This window comes from Rossellomorea aquimaris, from assembly GCF_000935355.1.
GTDB lineage: Bacteria > Bacillota > Bacilli > Bacillales > Bacillaceae_B > Rossellomorea > Rossellomorea aquimaris_B.
In genome coordinates, this window is sequence record NZ_JXZC01000001.1 from 819,236 (window position 1) to 840,154 (window position 20,919).

Annotated in this window: 26 protein-coding genes; all 26 read right to left on the minus strand. The window is 40.3% G+C overall.

Features of this window, described 5'->3' with window-relative positions; genetic code table 11:
• Nucleotides 1–4 precede the first annotated feature (4 nt).
• Nucleotides 5–1,087, minus strand: a complete 1,083-nt coding sequence (flhB, locus tag TV75_RS04115; protein ID WP_044337387.1) for a flagellar biosynthesis protein FlhB — start codon at nucleotides 1,085–1,087, stop codon at nucleotides 5–7.
• A 1-nt stretch (nucleotide 1,088) separates the two neighbouring features.
• A complete protein-coding gene (fliR, locus tag TV75_RS04120) occupies nucleotides 1,089–1,865 on the minus strand; it encodes a flagellar biosynthetic protein FliR (RefSeq protein ID WP_044337388.1) in 777 nt (258 codons plus the stop codon).
• Nucleotides 1,866–1,869: 4 nt separating this feature from the next.
• Complete coding sequence (gene fliQ / locus TV75_RS04125) at nucleotides 1,870–2,139, minus strand: flagellar biosynthesis protein FliQ (RefSeq protein ID WP_044337389.1); 270 nt, start codon at nucleotides 2,137–2,139, stop codon at nucleotides 1,870–1,872.
• A 13-nt stretch (nucleotides 2,140–2,152) separates the two neighbouring features.
• Nucleotides 2,153–2,818: a flagellar type III secretion system pore protein FliP gene (gene fliP, locus TV75_RS04130; RefSeq protein ID WP_044337390.1), complete on the minus strand. Its 666-nt coding sequence runs from the start codon at nucleotides 2,816–2,818 to the stop codon at nucleotides 2,153–2,155.
• On the minus strand, nucleotides 2,811–3,449 hold the full coding sequence (locus TV75_RS04135; protein ID WP_052504417.1) for a flagellar biosynthetic protein FliO: 639 nt from the start codon (nucleotides 3,447–3,449) through the stop codon (nucleotides 2,811–2,813). The genes fliP and TV75_RS04135 overlap by 8 nt, the downstream gene beginning before the upstream one ends.
• A gap of 24 nt (nucleotides 3,450–3,473) precedes the next feature.
• The gene (locus TV75_RS04140; protein WP_044337391.1) at nucleotides 3,474–3,836 is read right to left on the minus strand and encodes a response regulator; all 363 of its coding nucleotides are present in this window, start codon (nucleotides 3,834–3,836) and stop codon (nucleotides 3,474–3,476) included.
• A 24-nt stretch (nucleotides 3,837–3,860) separates the two neighbouring features.
• A complete protein-coding gene (gene fliY, locus TV75_RS04145; RefSeq protein ID WP_044337392.1) occupies nucleotides 3,861–5,036 on the minus strand; it encodes a flagellar motor switch phosphatase FliY in 1,176 nt (391 codons plus the stop codon).
• Nucleotides 5,026–6,024: a flagellar motor switch protein FliM gene (gene fliM, locus TV75_RS04150; RefSeq protein ID WP_044337393.1), complete on the minus strand. Its 999-nt coding sequence runs from the start codon at nucleotides 6,022–6,024 to the stop codon at nucleotides 5,026–5,028. Before fliM ends, fliY begins: the two co-directional genes overlap by 11 nt.
• A 33-nt stretch (nucleotides 6,025–6,057) precedes the next feature.
• On the minus strand, nucleotides 6,058–6,483 hold the full coding sequence (fliL, locus tag TV75_RS04155; RefSeq protein WP_044337394.1) for a flagellar basal body-associated protein FliL: 426 nt from the start codon (nucleotides 6,481–6,483) through the stop codon (nucleotides 6,058–6,060).
• On the minus strand, nucleotides 6,473–6,694 hold the full coding sequence (locus tag TV75_RS04160; protein ID WP_044337395.1) for a flagellar FlbD family protein: 222 nt from the start codon (nucleotides 6,692–6,694) through the stop codon (nucleotides 6,473–6,475). The genes fliL and TV75_RS04160 overlap by 11 nt, the downstream gene beginning before the upstream one ends.
• A 77-nt stretch (nucleotides 6,695–6,771) precedes the next feature.
• Nucleotides 6,772–7,629 (minus strand): flagellar basal body rod protein FlgG, encoded by an 858-nt coding sequence (gene flgG, locus TV75_RS04165; RefSeq protein WP_044338005.1) that lies wholly within the window; start codon nucleotides 7,627–7,629, stop codon nucleotides 6,772–6,774.
• Between the two features lie 68 nt (nucleotides 7,630–7,697).
• A complete protein-coding gene (locus TV75_RS04170; protein WP_044337396.1) occupies nucleotides 7,698–8,084 on the minus strand; it encodes a TIGR02530 family flagellar biosynthesis protein in 387 nt (128 codons plus the stop codon).
• An 11-nt stretch (nucleotides 8,085–8,095) separates the two neighbouring features.
• Entirely contained in the window at nucleotides 8,096–8,728 is a 633-nt protein-coding gene (gene flgD, locus TV75_RS04175) for a flagellar hook assembly protein FlgD (RefSeq protein WP_044337397.1), read from the minus strand.
• A gap of 8 nt (nucleotides 8,729–8,736) precedes the next feature.
• Nucleotides 8,737–10,317 (minus strand): flagellar hook-length control protein FliK, encoded by a 1,581-nt coding sequence (locus TV75_RS21080; protein WP_052504418.1) that lies wholly within the window; start codon nucleotides 10,315–10,317, stop codon nucleotides 8,737–8,739.
• A 25-nt stretch (nucleotides 10,318–10,342) separates the two neighbouring features.
• On the minus strand, nucleotides 10,343–10,936 hold the full coding sequence (locus TV75_RS04185) for a MotE family protein (protein WP_044337398.1): 594 nt from the start codon (nucleotides 10,934–10,936) through the stop codon (nucleotides 10,343–10,345).
• A 4-nt stretch (nucleotides 10,937–10,940) separates the two neighbouring features.
• Nucleotides 10,941–11,387, minus strand: coding sequence for a flagellar export protein FliJ (gene fliJ, locus TV75_RS04190; protein WP_044337399.1), 447 nt, complete (start codon nucleotides 11,385–11,387; stop codon nucleotides 10,941–10,943).
• A 2-nt stretch (nucleotides 11,388–11,389) separates the two neighbouring features.
• Nucleotides 11,390–12,709 (minus strand): flagellar protein export ATPase FliI, encoded by a 1,320-nt coding sequence (gene fliI, locus TV75_RS04195; protein ID WP_044337400.1) that lies wholly within the window; start codon nucleotides 12,707–12,709, stop codon nucleotides 11,390–11,392.
• Entirely contained in the window at nucleotides 12,706–13,482 is a 777-nt protein-coding gene (fliH, locus tag TV75_RS04200) for a flagellar assembly protein FliH (protein ID WP_044337401.1), read from the minus strand. Before fliH ends, fliI begins: the two co-directional genes overlap by 4 nt.
• Complete coding sequence (gene fliG / locus TV75_RS04205; RefSeq protein ID WP_044337402.1) at nucleotides 13,475–14,488, minus strand: flagellar motor switch protein FliG; 1,014 nt, start codon at nucleotides 14,486–14,488, stop codon at nucleotides 13,475–13,477. The genes fliH and fliG overlap by 8 nt, the downstream gene beginning before the upstream one ends.
• 11 nt (nucleotides 14,489–14,499) lie before the next feature.
• Nucleotides 14,500–16,095, minus strand: a complete 1,596-nt coding sequence (gene fliF, locus TV75_RS04210) for a flagellar basal-body MS-ring/collar protein FliF (RefSeq protein WP_044337403.1) — start codon at nucleotides 16,093–16,095, stop codon at nucleotides 14,500–14,502.
• Between the two features lie 33 nt (nucleotides 16,096–16,128).
• A complete protein-coding gene (fliE, locus tag TV75_RS04215) occupies nucleotides 16,129–16,434 on the minus strand; it encodes a flagellar hook-basal body complex protein FliE (protein ID WP_082051136.1) in 306 nt (101 codons plus the stop codon).
• Nucleotides 16,435–16,452: 18 nt separating this feature from the next.
• Nucleotides 16,453–16,914, minus strand: coding sequence for a flagellar basal body rod protein FlgC (gene flgC, locus TV75_RS04220; protein ID WP_044337404.1), 462 nt, complete (start codon nucleotides 16,912–16,914; stop codon nucleotides 16,453–16,455).
• A gap of 2 nt (nucleotides 16,915–16,916) precedes the next feature.
• Complete coding sequence (gene flgB, locus TV75_RS04225) at nucleotides 16,917–17,306, minus strand: flagellar basal body rod protein FlgB (RefSeq protein WP_044337405.1); 390 nt, start codon at nucleotides 17,304–17,306, stop codon at nucleotides 16,917–16,919.
• A 706-nt stretch (nucleotides 17,307–18,012) separates the two neighbouring features.
• Nucleotides 18,013–18,792 (minus strand): GTP-sensing pleiotropic transcriptional regulator CodY, encoded by a 780-nt coding sequence (gene codY / locus TV75_RS04230; RefSeq protein WP_044337406.1) that lies wholly within the window; start codon nucleotides 18,790–18,792, stop codon nucleotides 18,013–18,015.
• Nucleotides 18,793–18,889: 97 nt separating this feature from the next.
• Entirely contained in the window at nucleotides 18,890–20,302 is a 1,413-nt protein-coding gene (gene hslU / locus TV75_RS04235; RefSeq protein WP_044337407.1) for an HslU--HslV peptidase ATPase subunit, read from the minus strand.
• A 68-nt stretch (nucleotides 20,303–20,370) separates the two neighbouring features.
• Nucleotides 20,371–20,913 (minus strand): ATP-dependent protease subunit HslV, encoded by a 543-nt coding sequence (hslV, locus tag TV75_RS04240; protein WP_044337408.1) that lies wholly within the window; start codon nucleotides 20,911–20,913, stop codon nucleotides 20,371–20,373.
• Nucleotides 20,914–20,919 lie beyond the last annotated feature (6 nt).

A 20,919-nucleotide genomic window follows, 5' to 3' on the forward strand; every position in this document is an offset into this window, starting at 1 on the left:
CTGCTTACATTTGATTTTTTATTCGATAAACATAAGCTAAAATTTCTGCTATTGCCTTGAAAAATTCTTCAGGAACGGCATCGCCGATTTCAGCTGAGTCATAAAGCGACCTGGCTAAAGGACGGTTTTCCACCAGTACCACATCGTTTTCATTGGCAATGTATTTAATCTTTTGGGCTAAGTAGTCAACGCCTTTTGCCACTACATAGGGCGCATCCATCTTCTTCTCATCGTATTTAAGCGCAATGGCAAAATGAGTAGGATTCGTAATAACTACATCCGCATCGGGAACCTCCTGCATCATGCGTCTCATGGCCATTTCACGCTGTCTCTGCTTAATTTTGGATTTGATAAGAGGATCGCCTTCGATGTTTTTATGTTCATCTTTGAGATCCTGCTTAGACATTCGGATATTTTTCTCAAAATCATATTTCTGATAAAGAAAATCGAATAAAGATAAGAATAGTAGCGCTAGTGAAGCAGCGATCCCCATCTGAACTGTAAGGCTTGCCATCGTCGCTAATGAATCCCCCACTGATTTAAACGATAAGCTTAACACTTGATCAATGTTCTTCCAGAGAATGACGAACGTGATCGCCCCTACGAAAGAAATTTTCAGAATGGATTTTAATAGTTCAACGATTGCTCTTAAAGAGAAGATGCGCTTAAACCCTTTAATCGGATCAATCTTTTCAAGCTTCGGCTCAAGCGGTTTAGTCGTAAACATGACTCCTACCTGTATATAATTCGAAAACAATCCGGCAAGTAAGGCCACTAACATAATCGGACCGAGAAGCAATGCAATCTCCTTCATAATATCCATGGTTAAAATTTGAACTGTATTCTCTGTCAGCTCCATCAGCATGTATTCCTGAAAGGTTTGATTAAAGAGATCGAACACAATATCCCCAATATATGAAGCACTGAACGTAAGAAATAAAAATACGGCAAGAAGAATGATTGCTGTATTCACATCCTGGCTCTTTGATGTTTGTCCTTTTTTTCGTGCGTCATCCCTTTTTTTCGGAGTTGCTTTCTCCGTTTTCTCCCCACTAAAAAACTGTAGATCTAATGATAGCCACTGCAATTTATGTGCCTCCAATTATTTTCATTAAATCTCTCATGGTCACGAACATCATCTCAAATAGCTGCTGCATGACTGCAAACATCACACCCATTACAATGAATAGCACGATAAAGGCAACAGCAATCTTAATAGGAAATCCAACGACAAAGAAGTTCAATTGTGGTACCGTCCGGGCGACAATGCCCAAAGCCACATCTACCAGAAATAAAGTTGCAACCACCGGAATCGACATTTGAAACGCAATGACAAACATTGAATTAAAGGACGAAATAACATAATCAATTAATCTCTCATCCCCAAATGGAATCCAAGGGCTATCGATGGGGATCAATTGATAACTATAGAAAATTCCGTCCAGTAGTAAATGATGGCCGTCCAGGGCAAGCAACAAAAGAAGGGCAAAGGTGTATAAATATTGACCCATTAAGGGGCTTTGGGTTCCTGTTTGAGGATCGATCACATTGGCAATGGCAAACCCCATCTGAAAATCTATGAACCCCCCGGCTATCTGGATGGCCGTTACAATCATATAGGCCATAAACCCGATCAGTAGACCGATCAGGGCTTCTTTCATGATCAATAAAAAGTATTGTCCGTCGATTTCAAATGCCGCAGAATCAATCGTGTAATACATCACCCATGAGAGTACGACCGAGAAAGCGATACGATGCTGAGCAGGTATATTACGATATGAAAACAGGGGCATCGTAACAAAAAAAGCCGAAACCCTTACAAACACAAGTAAGTATACCGATAAAATAGGTACAAGTTCTTCCATTCTCTTACCCTACGAACCTTGTTAAATCTGAGAAGATCTGTGAGGTATACGTCACAAGCTTCGTTAACATCCAAGGTCCAAAGAAAACAATTCCGATCAAGACCGCTACTATCTTTGGTATAAACGCAAGGGTTTGTTCTTGTATTTGTGTTGTTGCTTGAAAAATACTGACGATCAACCCTACTACGAGGGCTAACAACAGTAATGGACCGGAAACGATGAGGGTTACATATATTCCACGCTCCGCTATTGCGATAACAGATTCAGCGTTCATTGAACTCACCTACTTAAAAACTTTGTAAAAGAGATTTTATTACTAAATACCAGCCATCCACTAATACAAAAAGTAAAATTTTGAAAGGCAAAGAAATCATAACAGGAGGGAGCATCATCATTCCCATGGACATCAAGACACTCGCTACCACCATGTCGATGACTAAGAAAGGAATAAAGATCATAAATCCTATTTGAAAAGCCGTTTTAATTTCACTTAATGCAAATGCCGGTACTAAGGATGTAAGAGGTATGTCTTCCACAGACTCCGGCCGCTCTGCACCGGAATATTGTAAAAACAACTCTAAATCCTTTTGTCTTGTATGCTTACTCATAAATTCTTTAAATGGAATGGAAGCCTTGTCGTAAGCTTCTTCAAGGTTAATCTCTTCATTAAAAAGAGGGGTCAACGCTTCATCGTTTACCTCTTGAAAAGTTGGAGCCATGATAAAGAATGTTAGAAATAGTGAAATACCAATTAATACCTGGTTCGGTGGCATTTGCTGTGTAGCGAGAGAAGTTCTGACAAAGGAAAGGACAATCATGATGCGCGTGAAAGATGTCATTAAAATCAGGATACTGGGTGCCAGTGAAAGGACGGTAAATAATAATAGCAGCTTTACGCTTGTCGATACATTATCAGCAGAACTACTATTAAAAAACTCCATGAATTCATTCATCTGAATGATTCTCCTTATTCTTTAAGTCCTTGAACATCTTCTTTCTCCCCTTGCTCATCTCCTCAAGCTGTGATTTCAACTGCGATTGAAATGAACTTGGAGAAGACGACGGAGAAGGTCCACTTACCTTTGTCAACCAACTGGAAAAGGCTGTTTTGGCATCAGGAAATTGTGCTTCCTGATAATAGGATAGTATCTCTTCTTTTTCTTTCTCATCCTGAATCTCTTTCAAAAGCTGAATATCTTCTCCCACACCCAGTACAAGTACTTGCTTGCCTACCTTAACAATTTGTACGGAACGATTGCCCCCGAGAGGCGTTCCACCTAAATGATTGATTATTTTCGTCTGTTGAAAGGATCTTCCTTTTTGATTGATAAATTTCAATAAAAAATATATGAGTGCAACTACAAAGATAAGAGCAACGATCATTTTAAGATAATCCAAAAAAGTAACCGAAGTAGAGGCCCCTGATCCGGAACTGTCCTCCTCATTACTTTGTTGTTCATTGCATTTCTCAGGATGCTCTATGCATTCCTTGACATTATTCACTTCTGCAAATGCTGTTAAATTTACAGCATTTGCAGTCATGATTAAAACAATCAGACCCACTAGAATTTGAATCTTCTTCAACACATGCACCTTCTTACTAGTCTGTTAGCTTAGAGCTTTCTGAATGGCTTCGATTACACGATCTGCCTGGAATGGTTTAACGATAAAATCCTTTGCACCCGCTTGAATGGCATCGATCACCATTGCTTGTTGACCCATTGCAGAACACATAATGATTTTCGCACCCGAGTCGATTGCTTTGATTTCCTTCAAAGCTGCAATACCATCTTTTTCCGGCATCGTAATATCCATTGTGACCAGGTCAGGTTTCAGTTCTTTATATTTATCAACAGCTTGACTTCCTTCTGCTGCTTCTCCAACTACATCGAACCCATTTTTCGTTAAAATATCTTTAATCATCATTCTCATAAAAGCCGCGTCATCAACAATCAGAATTTTATTCGCCATTATCGTCATCCTCCATTGTCTAAGTTATTTAAGTTTTTTAATACGATCACTTTGACTTACGATGTCCGTAATTCTGACACCAAAGTTCTCATCTATCACGACAACTTCCCCCTTAGCCATTAATTGGCTGTTCACAAGAATATCAACCGGCTCTCCCGCTAATTTATCAAGCTCTATAATGGAACCGGAGGATAGTTCAAGGATGTCCCTGACAGACCGGTTCGTCCTTCCAAGCTCTACCGTTACCTGCAGGGGAATATCCAACAGCATATGTAAATTTTTTGTTTCCTGCTGTCCCAACGTCGTCGGTTCAAAATGACTAAAAGTAGCCGGTTGTACATTTATGGTTTCCCCATGTACTCCTTGTACACCCAGGTGCTGTGGAGAGTTCTGCTGATGGGACGCACGAACAAGTTCCTCATCCATACCGCTATTTACTTTCTGCTGTTGTGAAGTACCTTTGGGTGGGTCCAAGCTTGGAGCAACCGCGGCTGCAACTTCTTCAGTAGCTCCGCCATTCATTAATTCATCAACCAGACTCTTGGCAAAAGTTAAGGGTAACAGCTGCATAATGCTCGAATCAATGAGGTCCCCAATTTTCAATGAGAATGATACCCTCACTAACAGATCTTGATCAGGAAGGTTTTCTTCCCCTTCCCCTTGTGGTATGTACATCAAATCGATGGAAGGAGGGGAAATATCCACTTTCTTACTAAACACCGTGGACATGGAGGTTGCAGCAGAGCCCATCATTTGATTCATTGCCTCTTGCACGGCGCTAAGCTGAATTTCCCCCAATTCACCAGATGGATTCCTTCCATCCCCACCAAGCATTAAATCAGCGATGATCGATGCATCTGATTGTTTGATCACCAGCAAGTTCACTCCTGAAAACCCTTCAGTATATTGAACTTGAATGGCGACATACGGATGAGGGAATTCCTCTTCTAAATAATTTTTATTTATGATGGTTACTTTAGGGGTCGTTATTTCAACCTTTTGGTTAAGCAAAGTAGACAAAGCCGTTGCAGAACTCCCAAAGGAGATGTTCCCGATTTCACCTAAGGCATCCTCTTCAATTGGACTAATGTAATCATTACTATTTATCTTCATGCGCTCTTCTGTGTCCTCTTCGGGTTCTGCAGAACCACGAAGAAGAGCATCAATTTCATCTTGTGATAACATATCATCACTCATCATCGTCGTCTCCCCCCTTCAAGGAATCTAAAATTTGTACCGCCAGTTTCTTTTTGGACTGCCCTGGCTGAGCAGTGAATTTAGGAATTTCACCCACTCTGATCGTTAAAGGATCATCAATTCGGGTGTTCATTTCGATTACGTCACCAATATCCAGCATAAGGAACTCTTCAATTGAAATATCTGAACGTCCTAATTCAGCTACAATTGGGACTTGGGCTTTCTTGATTCTTCTTTCAAGATGTGCCGTTTCTTCCGGCTTACTCTCTTTCCGTTTGCTTTCCATCCAATAGCTTCCTGATAATTTCGGAAGGATCGGTTCCAGGACAACGTGCGGAATGCAGATGTTAATCATGCCACTTGTTTCACCAATCGTTGTGTTTAAAGAAATGACCACAACCGTTTCATTTGGTGAAACCATCTGAAGGAATTGCGGGTTCACTTCAAATTCAGCAAAAAGCGGATCTACATCTGCCACAGTGCTCCAGGCTTCCCTTAAGTTTTCAAACGCTTTTTCAAAAAGCTGACTCATGATCCTTGTTTCAATTTCCGTTAAATTCTCTACTTTGTTAACGCTGACTCCTCTTCCACCCATCACCCGATCCATCATCGAATAAGCGATATTAGGGTTGATTTCCATGAGGATCCTTCCATCCAATGGAGGTAATTCATAGACATTTAAAATTGTCATTTTCGGAACGGAACGGATAAATTCCTCATATGGGATTTGATCGGCAGAAGCCACGTTTATTTGAACGTACGTTCTTAGTTGGGCAGAGAAATAGGTAGTTAAGATACGGGCGAAGTTTTCGTGAATTCTAGTTAAACTTCGGATTTGATCCTTCGAAAACCGTAAAGCTCTCTTAAAATCGTACACTTTCACTTTTTTCTCTTCTTCTTCTTTTTTGAAATCATCTGCGCTCATCTCTCCCGTATTGAGAGCAGACAACAGAGCATCGATTTCACTTTGTGATAAAATTTCACTAGCCATGCCTTCACCTCCGAACACTCGATATAAGCTAACTTATTGAATCATCATAGAGGTGATATAGACTCTTTCTACCATACCTTCTTGCATAAGGGAGTTCACTTTGTCTTTAACCTTTGTTTCGATCAATTCTTTCCCTTTTTTTCCCTGCAGTTCTTCCGCCTTCAATTCTGAAAGCTCTTCTATGATGATGTTATTCACTTGAAAGTCTCTCTTTTCCAACTCACTTTTCGCTTTTTTACTATCCGTTTGAATTTTAAAGGAAATACGAATAAAATCATTGCTCATCAAGTTGGTTGTCGTCTCAGGGATATCCACAGAGTTTTCAATCACCTCTTCAATCGATGCTTCCTTCGTTTCTTCATCTCCTGAAAACTTCATAATGACAACTAACGCAATCACCCCTACAAGCGTAATCGTAACCAACAAGATCATCATGATTGTCAGGGCTTTACTCTTCATTCGTACTCCCTCCCCCATGCGGCACACTGAGTAGATTTGCTTCTTGAAAGAAAGAAAGTGCCAGGCAGCGAACCTCGTCCACCGTTTCCTTCACAACATATCGTCTGCCATTTGTTAATAGAATCGTAGTGTCCGGAAACGCTTCTACTGTTTCTATGTATAAAGCATTCAACATAAATGCCTTTCCATTTAGTCTGGTTAACGTGATCATCAGCTTTCGGTACTGACGAATCAGGGATTCACCAGCGTCCCCCTGATTCGTCAGTACCTTCCTCCCTTTTTAACGAATTAACGTTTCAAGTTTACAAGCTCCTGCAGAATTTCATCCGACGTTGTAATGATCCGTGTATTTGCCTGGAAACCACGCTGAGCCGTGATCATTTCGGTGAATTCTTCGGATAGGTCGACGTTGGACATTTCGAGGGTACCCGAAACAATTGAACCAGATCCAGATTCTCCAGGCTCATTAAGTTGAGGTGGCGCAAAAGTACCATCATTATTAGGATCTATATAGCCAGAATTATTCGTTTCTTGAAATAAGTTATCTCCCACTTTTTGGAGGCCACCAGGATTAGGAAATTTTGCAATCATAATTTGTCCTGCAAGTTTTAAATCTCCCTCATTATTTATATATGAAACTCTTCCATCGCTACCAATACTAAAACTTTGAGCATCTGTTGGGATTTTCATTTCTCCGATATCAGCTGTAAGTGCATTGTTATCAGCATCTGCCTGTTTCCCTTGTAATTTAAGTCCGTTTGAATTTACTAGTGTACCTTCATTATCTAGGTACATATTTCCTGCACGTGTGAAAAGGTTGGTTGTTCCTTCTTGAACCATAAAAAATCCATCACCAGACAGTGATAAATCTAATGGTCTACCAGTTGTTTGTAAGCTTCCTTGTGTATGAATTGTATCAATAGATGACAATTGTGCTCCTAATCCAACTTGTTTAGGATTAATTCCTCCTTTATTTGCAGTTGCCGCACTAGCGCCAGAAATCTGTTGACTAACAATATCTTGAAATGTAACTCTACCTTTCTTATATCCATACGTATTAACATTCGCAATATTATTTCCGATTACATCCAGCTTTGTTTGAAAGTTTTTCATTCCACTGATACCTGAATACATTGAACGTAGCATTGTTTTTTCCCCTTTCGTGTTAGCTGCTTCGATCATTCCACAGCTACAGGCTTCCTATTTGGTCCAGCCTATGAGTCTATTAGTATGGTTCCATTAATATTTGTAAAAATTTGAGAACTTGCTTCCTCACGGTCTAATGCTGTTATCACTGTTTTATTTTTTGCGCTTACAATGAGTGCTGCATCTTTTAAAATCACCAGTGAATCTTGAACACCTTTAGTTTTCGCTTCATCCACTTTCTCCCCTATCTTCTCCCATGTATGTGGAGTAATAGAGATTCCCCGTTGTTCCATCCTTACCTTTGCATGCTTACTGATGTGTATTGGGGGTACGTCTTGAATGGCTTTATCTAATTGGGCAGCAAAAGATGATGCGATGGAAGGTTTAGTAATAGGTTTCGTTTTAAAATTTGGTGTAATTGGTTGCAGTGAACGATGAACGAATGTCTTCTCCATACAACCACTCCCTAAGATTCAATTTTTATTAATTTATCACTTGAAATTTTGTCCCCTGCTCCTGTATGAAACCATATTTTTGAATCTTTCGTTGAAACGGATTGAACGATTCCGCTCATCTCTCCATCTTCGCTGTTCCATGTTACGTTCTTTCCAATCAGTAATGATGCATTTACGAGAGAAGCTTCAGTGGTATCCGTCGTATTCACTTGCGAAATATTTCCGGGAGTCAGGATCGTGCCGTCCTCCATGATGAATTCAACAGAGTCACCTTTATAGCGGACTCCTTTTACAAATCCCTGTCCTTCTTGTATATCAGGTGCATCACCCTCTTCGGACTCTATGATTTTATGCCATGTCACTTGTTTACCAACAAACTGATTGTAAGAGATCAATTGTGTTTGGCTTTGGTTATCCACAAATTTCTCCATTGTTTGCGTCAAGTTCGTCATTTGCTCTAAAGATGAAAAAGTAGCCATTTGTGCGATAAAATCTTTATCCTGCATCGGATTTAACGGGTCTTGATTTTGTAATTGAGTCATCAGGATTTTCAGGAAGTCATCTTTTCCCAGAATATCCTTTCCACCTTCACGCTGTTTCGTTTGAACGGTGGAGTATAATAAGCTCGGATCGATTTTCGTCATATGATCACCTATATTTCGGTATTTACGAGATAATCCTTAAAGGATTGAGTTCTTTCTTCTTCCCCGCTTCCTCCCTGGTCGGGTTGATGTTGTTTTTGCTGTTGCGAGGAATGATGTTGTGACTGCCCTTTGGATTGTCGCTCAGCATCTGCTAACGCCTGCGAGATTTCAATCTTCTCCACTTGAAGGTTCTGTGATGTGAAAGCATGCTTCAATCCTTGAATTTGAGAATCCAGCATTTCTTTCGCGGTTGCCGTTGAAGCTAATATTTTCGCAGTCATCACTCCGTTTTGTTGTAAAAGTTCAATCCTTAATGAGCCCAATTGCTCTGGATACAGCTTGATTAACAGCTTACTCATGTTCGGCTGTGACAGCATTTTAGATTTACTTAGGATATTATGGAATTCTTTTACAAATTGTTCATATTGAACGGAGCGATTTCCTGATGAGAGACTCATGGAAACGAATTCTGTTTTCGGAAGTACAAAGTGTAGATGGTTTCCCTGAATCGGTTGAATACCTTTCTTTTCTCCTGTGATACCTTCTGTAGATGAGTGCTTTTCGAGTGTTTCCACAGGTTCTTGGCGTTTAAAGGCTTCCTTCATCAGCCGGGACCAATCCTTCACGTAATTAAACTCTCTGGCTATCGATTCATCTACTCCCGTTTGAACGAACTTAATCATGTCTTTAAGTTCAGACAATATTTGCGATTTTTGCCCCTCAGCATCCGTTAACGCCTGTAAGGTTTCAATGTTCTCCACTTGAAGGTTTTGTGATGTAAATGCATGTTTCATGGAAAATGATTCTGTTTTCGGATGGACAAAGTGTAGATGGTTTCCCTGAATCGGTTGAATGCTTTTCTTTTCTACTGCGGGACCTTCTGTGGATGACGGTTTATTTAGTGTTTCCACAGGTTCTTGGCGTTGAGAAGCTTTTTTTATCAGCCTGGACCAATCCTTCTCGTATTTAAACTCTTTGGCTATTGATCCTTCTACTCCCGTTTGAACCATCTTCATCATGTCTTTAAGCTCCGACGCTTTTGATGCTTCCACCACAAGTAAGTCGCGGTTTGCCGCCAGAAGTTCAATCACCTTGACAAGTCTGGTGACTTTTTCTAATGTCCCGTTTCCATTTAAACCGCTCACCTTATTTTTCAATGCGGAATGGAGCATCTGCATCGTTGAGAGCAAGATTTCATGAAGATCCTCTTCAGTATCATCGGATGGATGCAAGGATGGGTTTGCCTCTGGAAATGAGAATTGTTCAGAAAATAGTGTTTTGATTGTTTCTATATCCACACCTACTATTTCCGCGATTTGGTTATAGTCAAGCTCCTTTAATCGGGATAATCCTTCCAACTGTCCGCTTGATAGCCCAATTTCATCCAGTCCTGTAGCACGTAAGATGCCTTGTAAGCTGAGAAGAAGAGATAGGGAATCCGGCTGTTTGACTTCTACCCTTTCAACCCTATGAGTCGAGACAAATCCTAAAAGTTTTGAAAACCCGTCGATTTCTTTCTTTGAAAGAGTTGATTCCTTTCTCATCCCCGTGGGTGAGGGAGGAGCTTGTGTTCCTATTCCGATTTCCACTTTTTCACCTCCTCTCATGCTTTAGCTAACTTTCCTCCGTAGAGAGCAGCTCCGTGTATCTTGCAGCATCTTCCGGAGGCATTTTTTCTAAAATATCGGCTAGAGTATCCGGTTTGATACTTGATAGAATCTTCATCGCCTCATCATCATTCATGTTCATCAGAACAGGAGCTGCACTCTTTGCAGACATGGATTCATATGTACTGACCACCTCTTTAAAGGCACGCTTGTTTTCTTCACCTATCTGCCGTAACTCTTCAAGCTCTTCTTTTTGCTGCTGAATGGTTGCTTGTAGTTGTTCGTTTTCACTGTCTTTTTTATCCGCTTCACTTTGAAGCTGGACAATTTTCGCCTCTTGATCTTCTGTTAAAGCTTGAAGTGAGATCATTCGCTCTTGTATGTGGTCTGCATCCTGTGTTTCGTTTACCGGAAGGACTTTAGCTAAAAATGGAATATCCGAACTTAAAGATTGTGCTTTTTCAAATACATTTATTCCTGCTACTGTCATGATTACAAGAGCGAAGGTTATAGCAAATAAGAGAGGAATGAAGATGATAAACACTACCCTTTGAAATCGTCCTGACTTCTCTTTATTTTCCTCTTCGATTACCTTTGCCATGAAATCACCTCACTCCCCGTTTCATATATTGAACGACTGACACTTCGTCTAATTGTTTATTTTCCACTTGTTGAATGCTTTGTAAGAAGCGATGGAGATCTTTTTCTTTCATCTTTTCGTATTTCTTTACTTCTACATTCATGTCCACAAGTTTCTCTTCGTACCAGTTCATTCGGTTTCTAGCTTGTATCACCAGGTCCTGGTGATACGAAATGGTCTTCTCTAGATTGGTAATGAACTGTTGATGATGACGGATATCCTGTACAGATAAGCCATTTTGCAATTTGGTTTCTTGTAGCTGTTCAAGCTCCTCTTTCTTTTTCAGAAATTCATAAAGCTTCCCGGCAACTTTTTCAAATTTTTCAATGGAGCCCCTGTACATTTCTTGTACTTCATCTTTTTCTTTTTCCTTTAATGTTAAAATCCGCTCGAACCTATATTGATAATTCAAATTCATCCACCTTTTTCCGATAGCTTTACAAGCTCATCAACACTTGCAGGAAGGGAAACCTTTTCGTATACGCCCTGCTTCAAGAAGGAAATGATGCCCGGATAGTATTGGATGGCTTCATCAACCTCACGGGAAGTACCCTTTTTATAAGCACCAATTTGGATTAAGTCCTCGGAATTCATATAAGTACTCAATAACTCTCTTATTCTAGTGGCCGCGTGTAAATGTTCATTAGATGATAGATGATTCATTAACCGGCTAACACTTTTTAAAATATTGATGGCAGGATATTGGCCTCTATTTGCAATTTGGCGGTCAAGCACGATATGGCCATCAAGAATTCCCCTGACCGTGTCCGATATAGGTTCATTTAAGTCATCGCCATCTACCAATACGGTGTAGAATGCCGTAATGCTTCCAAACACATTGGTTCCTGTTCTCTCTAAGAGTTTCGGTAAAATCGCGAAAACAGAAGGGGTGTACCCTTTTGTGGTCGGAGGTTCCCCTACCGCCAAACCGATTTCCCTCTGTGCCATTGCTACTCGCGTGGCCGAATCCATCATGAGCATGACGTTTAATCCTTTATCACGGAAATATTCCGCAATGGCTGTTGCCGTAAAGGCTCCTTTGATCCTCATTAGGGCGGGTTGGTCTGAAGTGGCTGCCACAACAATGGTTCGCTTTAACCCTTCTTCTCCTAAATCCCTTTCAATAAACTCCCTGACCTCTCTTCCCCGTTCACCGATTAAAGCAATCACATTCAAGTCCGCTTTTGTGTTTCGGGCTATCATTCCAAGCAAGGTACTTTTACCTACCCCACTCCCAGCGAATATACCTACCCTTTGACCTTTACCTACAGTCAGCATACTGTCGATGGCTTTTACACCAACCTCCATTTTCTCGTCAATGGGCGGTCTCGACAGAGGGTTGGGAGGGTCTTGTTCTGTAAACGTTTTGCACAATCCACTGGGCAGGTCACTTCCATCGAGTGGATGTCCAAGGGAATCAATCACCTTTCCTATTAAAGATGGTCCAATTTTGATTTCCAACGGCTTTGACGATCCTTCAACCAAACTGCCGGGAGAGATATCCTGCATATTGGTATATGGCATGAGGATCACCAAATCATCATTAAACCCTACCACTTCTGCTAAAATCACTTTCTGCTTGCCTCGGGAAAAAATATGAATATGGCATACTTCACCGACAGAACTTTCAGGTCCTTGAGATTCTATCATTAACCCTACAACACGTTTCACCTTTCCAAACTTTTTGAAAGTTGGTATCCGGGGGATATGGTCAATCAGATCTGCGGCTTTCATTCAACATCACCTTCCAGAAGATGAAGAAGCTTCTGTTTTAATTCTTTTAATTGGGAATCCACACTCACAATGACACGTCCCTGATTGGTTTCTATATAACATTCCTCTGTTTTAAGGTCATCATTTGCATAAATGAAACACTGAACATTCATGGGGAACATGACTTCAAGATCGTTCTTGTTTTCAGCCAAAAGTCTATGCTTAGACGGATGAACATGAATTTGAATGTGGGGTAAATCTCTTACTTCCTTTAAGCCCTGTTTGACGATCGAAAGGAAATGATCGGGTTCATCCTTAAGCTTGCGATTCATAATCTTCTCAGCACATGTTATCCCCAGACTAACAATGACCTTTTCTGCATTGTGAATATAGTCAAGATATTGTTGTTTATTTCGCTCGGTCATTTCGTTTGCTTCCATTAAACGCTGCTGATATTCTTGATATCCTTTGTTTCTTCCCTCTTCTTCACCTAGAAGAAATCCGGCATTATAGGCTTCTTGCATAAGTTGCTCGCGCTCGATAACCCACTTTTCTCTCTCACGTTCAATTTGACTCTGAGCTTGAAGAGTCATCTGTTTCGCTTCTTCGATTATTCGGGCCGCTTTTTCTTTCGCTTCCTTTAAAAGGTGGTCTGCCCGGATCGCTGTGTTCAGTTCAAAGTCATTCGGATCATGCTGCTTGAACTCCCCTGGCGGCTTAACTCTTTTAAGGGATATCACTTTTTCACTCTCATGAATGGTTTGAGCAATGGAAGATTTGATGATTCTAGACAATGATATCGTCTCCTCCACCGCGGGCTATGATGATCTCACCTGAGTCCTCTAATCGCCTTATCACAGCTACAATCCGAGACTGTGCTTCTTCTACATCGCGCAAACGAACCGGCCCCATGAATTCCATTTCTTCTTTAAGGGTCTCCACCATTCGATTAGACATGTTTCTATATACGACTTCCTTGACTTCGTCGCTGGATACTTTAAGGGCAAGGAGAAGGTCCTCGTTATCACAATCACGAATGACACGTTGAATGGAACGTCCATCAAGGGTAACAATATCTTCGAACACAAACATTCTCTTCTTGATTTCTTCTGCTAATTCCGGATCTTGAATTTCTAATGCATCCAGGATGGTTTTCTCTGTAGAACGGTCTACCCCATTCAGCACTTCCACCACTGCTTCCACTCCACCCGTTTGCGTATAATCCTGGGTAACAGTTGCTGAAAGCTTTCTTTCAAGGATGGCTTCCACCTCACTTATCACTTCTGGTGATGTACCATCCATAATAGCGATTCTCCTTGCAATATCCGCTTGAACGTCTTGAGGAAGTTCTGACAGAATTTGGCCTGCTTGCTGGGGTTCAAGATAAGATAGAATCAATGCAATGGTTTGTGGGTGTTCATTTTGAATAAAGTTGAGAATTTGAGCAGCATCTGCCCTCCTTGCAAAGTCAAAAGGCTTTACCTGTAAAGATGACGTTAATCGATTTATGATGGCTAATGCTTGTTCCGGTCCGAGTGCTTTTTCTAGTACTGTCTTGGCATAGCCAATCCCGCCTTGAGAGATATAATCTTGAGCAATGGCAATATTGTGAAACTCCTCTAGAATATCCTCTTTCGCTTCATTCTCTACCTTTTTAACTCCGGAAATCTCTAACGTTAATTTTTCGATATCTTCTTCTGACAAATGCTTGTACACTGACGCGGATACATCAGGACCAAGAGAGATCAGGAGGATGGCTGCTTTTTGTTTTCCCGTTAATTCTTTCTCTCTTCTAACCATGTTCACCCCTCCTAATCCTCTGCTAACCAGGTACGTAATAATTTTGCGAATTCTTCAGGCTTTTCTCTAGCCATCTTTTCAAGCTGTTTCCGGCGAATGGATCCTTCTGTTTCTTCTTTAGGCTCAATATCAGGGATATGGACAGGCTCCCTTTTTTCTTCGTAAGCCCTTTCTTCTATCATTTCTTTCTTTCTGGAACGAATTAAGAAAAATACTAATAGTAGAATGACAACAAGAAGTATCCCTCCGACTGCATAAGTCCACCAAGGAAGAACAGGTTTCTCTTCAGAGACCAAGTTGACTTTTCCATTAAACGGTTGAACCGAGACGATCACTTTGTCTTTTATTGCTTCGTCTGTTAATTCAGGGGTAGCTTCCTTGTCAATAGACGTTCGTACAATGGTCGATAATACTTGGCGGATATCATCCACCCTATCTTGAGGAAGGGAATTTACCTCTTCAGGATTTGGAGGTTCCACCATAACCTGAATCCCAAGGTCCCGTATTTTGTATGGGCTTTCTACCACTTCTTTACGGATACGATTGACTTCATTGTTGATCGTTTCTTCCATTCGCTCATAATCACCATTTGATTCAGTTCCTTCTTGGTAGGAACTCGAATCTAGTGTATCATCTGTATCTTCTGCTGAAGGTACCCCTTCAGGACCTGCTCCCTCTCCAGAAAAAGTTTCAGTTATACGCTGTGCACTCACGGCAATTCCTTCCATATTTTCTTCATCCACTGGTATTACAAGGTTTTCTTCCCGATTTTCCTGGGTAAAGTCTATATCAGTTGTAACGGATACAACCACCTTGTTAAATCCAATCAATGTGCCGAGCATATTCTGAACTTGACGTTGTATGTCACGTTCAATTTCTTTCTTAATATCCATCTGTTGAGCAAAGTTCCCTCCGCCCATGGAATTATTTTGGGATTCCAAATCGAAATACTCAAAAAATTGATTCATGATGACGATATTCTCAGTAGGAAGATCAGGAACACTTTTCGAAACCAGATGGTAAAGGGACTTAATCTGCTTTTGATCAAATGTAAAACCTGGATTTGTATTTAATACAATGGACGCTGAAGCTTGCTGAACATCATCATTCAAGAAAACCTGCTTCTCAGGAAGGTTAATCATGACTTTTGCATCTTGTACTCCTTCGATCCCTTTCATGAGCTGAGCCAGTTCTGTTTGCATTGCATCCAGCTTTAACACATTAAATTCATTATCCGTCATCCCAAATCCAGCATTTTGACTGAAGAAGGAGTAATCAATACTGCCCGAGTTAGGGATACCTTCTGCCGCTAACTCAACCTTTAATGTATCTACTTGTTCTTTAGGGACCATGATGGTTGATCCACCATCGGAAATTTGCGATGGTATCCCTCTACCGTCAAGATTTTCTTTAATGTTCCCGGTTTCTGATGGTGATAGATTACTGTAAAGGGGCACAAGCGAAGTTCTTGTTGCAAAGAAGCTTACAACACTGATCAGAATGACCATAATCAGGAAGATCACACTCATACTTATCTTCTGTTTTTTTGTTTTCCTTGCCCAAAAAGACGTTATTTGTTCTGTATATTTCTTTAACGATTCATTCATTACAATCCTCCGGTACATGACTCCATGAGCCTACTACATTGGCATCCTCATTATTTCTTGGTACGCTTCTACTACTTTGTTTCGCACTTCCATGGTCGTTTGGAGCGTAATACTGGCCTTTTGTGAAGCGATCATCATTTGATGAAGATCAACATTTTCACCCCGTACAAGCTTCTCTGTCATTTGATCTGATTGAACTTGCATGGAATTCACTTCTTCAATGGAATTTTTCAGTAATTGACTGAAATTCTCTGCACCTTCTGAAGGTGTTATATATTTTTTTTCAATTGACGGACTTATAACTCCAGAATTAATCGAATTAATATTATGTATTGCCATAGAACTGAACCTTCTTCCCTATTTACCGATTTCCAATGATTTCATTAACATCGCTTTATTCGCATTAAATACGGTTACGTTTGCTTCATATGAACGGGTAGCCGATATAAGGTCAACCATTTCTCTTAATGGATCTACGTTGGGGAGTTGCACATACCCCTCGTCATTCGCATCCGGATGTTCAGGATCGAACACCATTTTAAATGGTGTCTCATCATCTTCTTCGATTCTGGAAACCTTTACCCCGATGCCAACACTGTTTTTGTCTCTTGTGTTCATTGCATTGTTTAAAAATGATGAAAATTGATTTTCCTTAGATGCCATTACAACAGATTTTCTCTTATAAGGCTGCCATTCCCCATTGACCATTTTCCCTCTTGTTGTGTCCACATTCGCCATATTCGATGAAATGACATCCATTCTTAAACGTTGAGCCGTCAGGGCAGAAGCGGTTGTATTCATACTAGTAAATATCGCCATTATCATTTACCTCCCCTTACAACCGTCTGAAGACTGTTGAACTTACCATTTATCCGATCTGTCAAGGCGTTAAAATAGATTTGATTCGAAGCCATTTCTGACATTTCCTGGTCTAAATCCACACCATTTCCATTGTGATTATATTGATAAGCTGTCTTGGTTTTAACTGCTGGATGTTGACTGCTTGAATGAAATAAAAAATGCCGGTGATCGGTTCTTTTCGCATCCAGTTGTTGAATTGATTGATCTAACATTGTTTTAAATTCTACTTTTTTTGCTTTATAATTTGGCGTATCGACATTTGCGATATTTTGAGAGATTACTTTTTGATTTAATGAGGCGTAATTAAGTCCTCTTTCTAGAGTTGTGAAAGTGTTGGAAAATATTTTCACTTTAGGCACCTCTATCCGTTTTTTTGACAAGATACTACTATTTTTTACAAATTTAGCATGCAACAGTATTTATTGTAATGTTTAGCAAGATTAGTGTCTATGAATATTCCGTAAATTTTCATGAATGAGGTCGATATTCAAAGAATTTGTGACTTTCAATCTATATTTAACCCTTAAATTCCCAAGGATATTTTTACAATTAAAAGGCTTTTTTTCTAGTTTCATTACATATATGTTACATACCCGTTTGGTTCATTTTCAATGTACATGAAAATAACACCTGCAAAGAGAGGTGAAAGTAATCATATTATCCATTCTTACTATTCTATAAGTACTTTTGTCGAAAATAGTCGTAACATTGCTGTAACTTTATTGTACTATTCATGTCATTTATGACAATACCTAATGGATAATTACCGATAGTCCATTCGACTTATTTTCACTAAACAATCTGATATTTCCGTCCATTCGTACCACAAAAGCGGAGGGGCTTCGCCTAGAGGTGACAAGCATAAGCAAAGGGAACCGGAAAGGCGCTCTATCCTTTTTGGTTTCCTTTGCTTATGACCTCGAGCCTCTAAGCCCCGGAGCTGGATGAAACAAAAGCGGAGGGGCTTCGCCCAGAGGCGACAAGCATAAGGGAAGACAAATAAAAAAGCTGTTCCCCAATTATCAGGGAACAGCTTATTCATTGTCATTGTATTGATTAATTTGTACGAAGCTTATCTAACTCAACTAAGAACTTATTGTTTAAGACTTTAATGTAGGTACCTTTCATTCCCAGGGAACGAGACTCAATGACACCGGCACTTTCTAATTTACGAAGGGCATTAACGATTACTGAACGAGTAATTCCCACTCTATCTGCAATTTTGGAAGCAACCAGAAGACCTTCATTACCATTTAACTCTTCAAAGATATGCTCGATCGCTTCAAGCTCACTGTATGATAATGAACTGATCGCCATTTGCACGACAGCTTTACTTCTAGCTTCGACTTCAATTTCTTCAGCTTTTTCGCGAAGAATTTCCATACCGACTACTGTTGCACCATATTCAGCCAGGATGAGATCATCATCTTCGAAACTTGCTTCCAGGCGAGCAAGAATTAATGTACCCAGTCTTTCTCCCCCACCGATAATGGGAACGATAGTTGTTAAACCATTTTTGAAGAATTCTCTGTTTTCAACAGGAAATGCAGTATATTCACTGTTTACATCCAGGTTTGGAGATGTTTCCTGAACATTAAACAGGTTCTGAGTATACTCCTCAGGGAATTGACGGTCAGCAAGCATTTGTTTCATGCGCTCGTTTTCAATTTGCTGATTAATAGCGTATCCAAGTAATTTCCCTCGACGACTTACAACGAATACATTTGCTTCAATGACCTTGCTGAGTGTTTCTGACATTTCTTTGAAGTTAACTGGTTTACCAGCTGCTTTTTGCAGCATAGCATTGATGGTTCTTGTTTTACCTAATAAATTCATTTCATTTCCTCCTACTACAACTTAAGTGTATCTATTATTTAATTTTAGTATTGTGAATAATTCATCTATCTTTACCCAATAGAGTGAAGGTGAAAACTTATAGAATAAACTGACTCAGATCCTTATCCTTGGATATTGCGCCTAACTTATCGTCTACATACTGAGGTGTGATTTTAACCGTTTCCAATGTAATGTCCGGAGCTTCAAAAGACAAGTCCTCGAGAAGTTTTTCCATAATCGTATGAAGTCTTCTCGCTCCAATATTATCGGTGTTCTGATTTACGTCATATGCAATTTCAGCTAATCTACGAATAGCATCGTCAGAAAATTCAATTTGTATACCTTCTGTTTCCATTAAAGCAATGTATTGTTTGATAATTGCGTTATCAGGTTCAACAAGTATACGTACAAAGTCTTCTGTAGAAAGCTTCTGTAGTTCCACTCTGATTGGAAAACGGCCTTGTAATTCCGGAATTAGATCCGATGGTTTACTCATGTGAAAGGCACCTGCGGCAATGAAAAGCACGTGATCTGTTTTCACGGAACCATGCTTCGTGACCACCGTAGATCCTTCTACAACAGGAAGGATGTCACGCTGCACCCCTTCTCTTGAAACATCGGCCGAAGATTGACCGGAGCCCTTGCTTGCAATTTTATCAATCTCATCGATAAAAATGATTCCTGATTGCTCTGCACGCACGATTGCTTCCTGGGTCACTTCGTCCATATCAATGAGCTTTTGAGCTTCCTCATTTGTAAGAACGACTCTCGCTTCTTTCACCTTTAATTTTCGTTTTTTCTTTTTCTTCGGCATGAAGTTACTCATGGCATCCTGCATGTTCATACCCATTTGTTCCATACCGGAGCCTTGGAGCATATCGAACATGGAAGGCTGCTGCTCTTCCACTTCAATGGTGATGTACTCTTCTTCAAGCTCACCATTTTGAAGCCTCTTTTCCATTCTTCGTCTTTGCTCTTGAAGGGAACTCTCTTCTTGCTTTTCTTCCTCTTCTTCCGAAGTGCCCTGAGTCTGACTGCCACCAAAAATCATTTCGAATGGGTTTTTGTAAGAAGATGACTTTTTCTTTGATGGCACAACCATTTCGACTAAGCGTCGATTGGCGTTTTCAGCAGCTCTTTCACGAACTCCTACCATCTTCTCCTCTTTCACAAGACGGACAGACGTTTCGACTAAATCTCTTACCATTGATTCCACATCACGTCCAACATAGCCTACTTCAGTAAACTTTGTAGCCTCCACTTTTACAAAAGGCGCTCTTACAAGCTTCGCGATTCTTCTGGCAATCTCTGTCTTTCCGACACCTGTTGGTCCCATCATTAAAATGTTCTTTGGAATCACTTCATCCTTTAATACATCCGAAAGAAGGCTGCGACGATAACGGTTTCGTAAGGCAACAGCGACCGCTCTCTTTGCATCTTTTTGTCCTACAATATATTGATCCAGACGTTCAACAATTTGCCTTGGAGTTAAGTGATCAGTACTCTTCATTAAATGGCACACTCCTTACTTTCCATATAGTGTGAAAGAATATTAAATTAAAAACTAATGCCCCATGTTTAAAGCTCTTCAACAATAATTTGGTTATTTGTATATACACATATATCTGCAGCGATCTGTAAGGAAGACTGAGCGATTTCCCTTGCAGATAAATGGTCTCCTGCGTATTGCTTTAACGCTCTTCCAGCAGATAATGCATAATTCCCACCTGATCCAATGGCTAAAATGCCATCATCCGGCTCAATCACTTCACCTGTTCCAGAGATTAAAAGCAAGTGATTTTCATCCATTACAATCAACATCGCTTCAAGCTTTCTTAACACCTTGTCGCTTCTCCACTCTTTAGCCAGCTCAACTGCGGCTCTCGGAAGATTCCCGTTAAATTCCTGGAGTTTGCCTTCGAACATTTCTGATAGTGTGAATGCATCGGCAACAGATCCGGCAAAACCTGCCAATACTTTACCATTAAAAAGCTTTCGTACTTTTTTTGCTGTGTGCTTCATCACAACTGTATTGCCAAATGTAACCTGTCCGTCACCAGACATCGCACATTTGCCTCTATGTTGCACTGCAAAAATAGTGGTTGCGTGGAATTGTTCCATATCCTG

Excerpts from the sequence above, each read along its gene's own strand:
- fliR (WP_044337388.1), bottom strand. The coding sequence starts at position 1,865 with ATGGAAGAACTTGTACCTATTTTATCGGTATACTTACTTGTGTTTGTA.
- fliQ (WP_044337389.1), bottom strand. The coding sequence starts at position 2,139 with ATGAACGCTGAATCTGTTATCGCAATAGCGGAGCGTGGAATATATGTA.
- fliP (WP_044337390.1), bottom strand. The coding sequence starts at position 2,818 with ATGAATGAATTCATGGAGTTTTTTAATAGTAGTTCTGCTGATAATGTA.
- TV75_RS04140 (WP_044337391.1), bottom strand. The coding sequence starts at position 3,836 with ATGGCGAATAAAATTCTGATTGTTGATGACGCGGCTTTTATGAGAATG.
- fliY (WP_044337392.1), bottom strand. The coding sequence starts at position 5,036 with ATGATGAGTGATGATATGTTATCACAAGATGAAATTGATGCTCTTCTT.
- fliM (WP_044337393.1), bottom strand. The coding sequence starts at position 6,024 with ATGGCTAGTGAAATTTTATCACAAAGTGAAATCGATGCTCTGTTGTCT.
- fliL (WP_044337394.1), bottom strand. The coding sequence starts at position 6,483 with ATGAAGAGTAAAGCCCTGACAATCATGATGATCTTGTTGGTTACGATT.
- TV75_RS04160 (WP_044337395.1), bottom strand. The coding sequence starts at position 6,694 with ATGATCACGTTAACCAGACTAAATGGAAAGGCATTTATGTTGAATGCT.
- flgG (WP_044338005.1), bottom strand. The coding sequence starts at position 7,629 with ATGCTACGTTCAATGTATTCAGGTATCAGTGGAATGAAAAACTTTCAA.
- TV75_RS04170 (WP_044337396.1), bottom strand. The coding sequence starts at position 8,084 with ATGGAGAAGACATTCGTTCATCGTTCACTGCAACCAATTACACCAAAT.
- flgD (WP_044337397.1), bottom strand. The coding sequence starts at position 8,728 with ATGACGAAAATCGATCCGAGCTTATTATACTCCACCGTTCAAACGAAA.
- TV75_RS04185 (WP_044337398.1), bottom strand. The coding sequence starts at position 10,936 with ATGGCAAAGGTAATCGAAGAGGAAAATAAAGAGAAGTCAGGACGATTT.
- fliI (WP_044337400.1), bottom strand. The coding sequence starts at position 12,709 with ATGAAAGCCGCAGATCTGATTGACCATATCCCCCGGATACCAACTTTC.
- fliG (WP_044337402.1), bottom strand. The coding sequence starts at position 14,488 with ATGGTTAGAAGAGAGAAAGAATTAACGGGAAAACAAAAAGCAGCCATC.
- fliF (WP_044337403.1), bottom strand. The coding sequence starts at position 16,095 with ATGAATGAATCGTTAAAGAAATATACAGAACAAATAACGTCTTTTTGG.
- fliE (WP_082051136.1), bottom strand. The coding sequence starts at position 16,434 with ATGGCAATACATAATATTAATTCGATTAATTCTGGAGTTATAAGTCCG.
- flgC (WP_044337404.1), bottom strand. The coding sequence starts at position 16,914 with ATGGCGATATTTACTAGTATGAATACAACCGCTTCTGCCCTGACGGCT.
- codY (WP_044337406.1), bottom strand. The coding sequence starts at position 18,792 with ATGAATTTATTAGGTAAAACAAGAACCATCAATGCTATGCTGCAAAAA.
- hslU (WP_044337407.1), bottom strand. The coding sequence starts at position 20,302 with ATGAAGAGTACTGATCACTTAACTCCAAGGCAAATTGTTGAACGTCTG.
- hslV (WP_044337408.1), bottom strand. The coding sequence starts at position 20,913 with ATGGAACAATTCCACGCAACCACTATTTTTGCAGTGCAACATAGAGGC.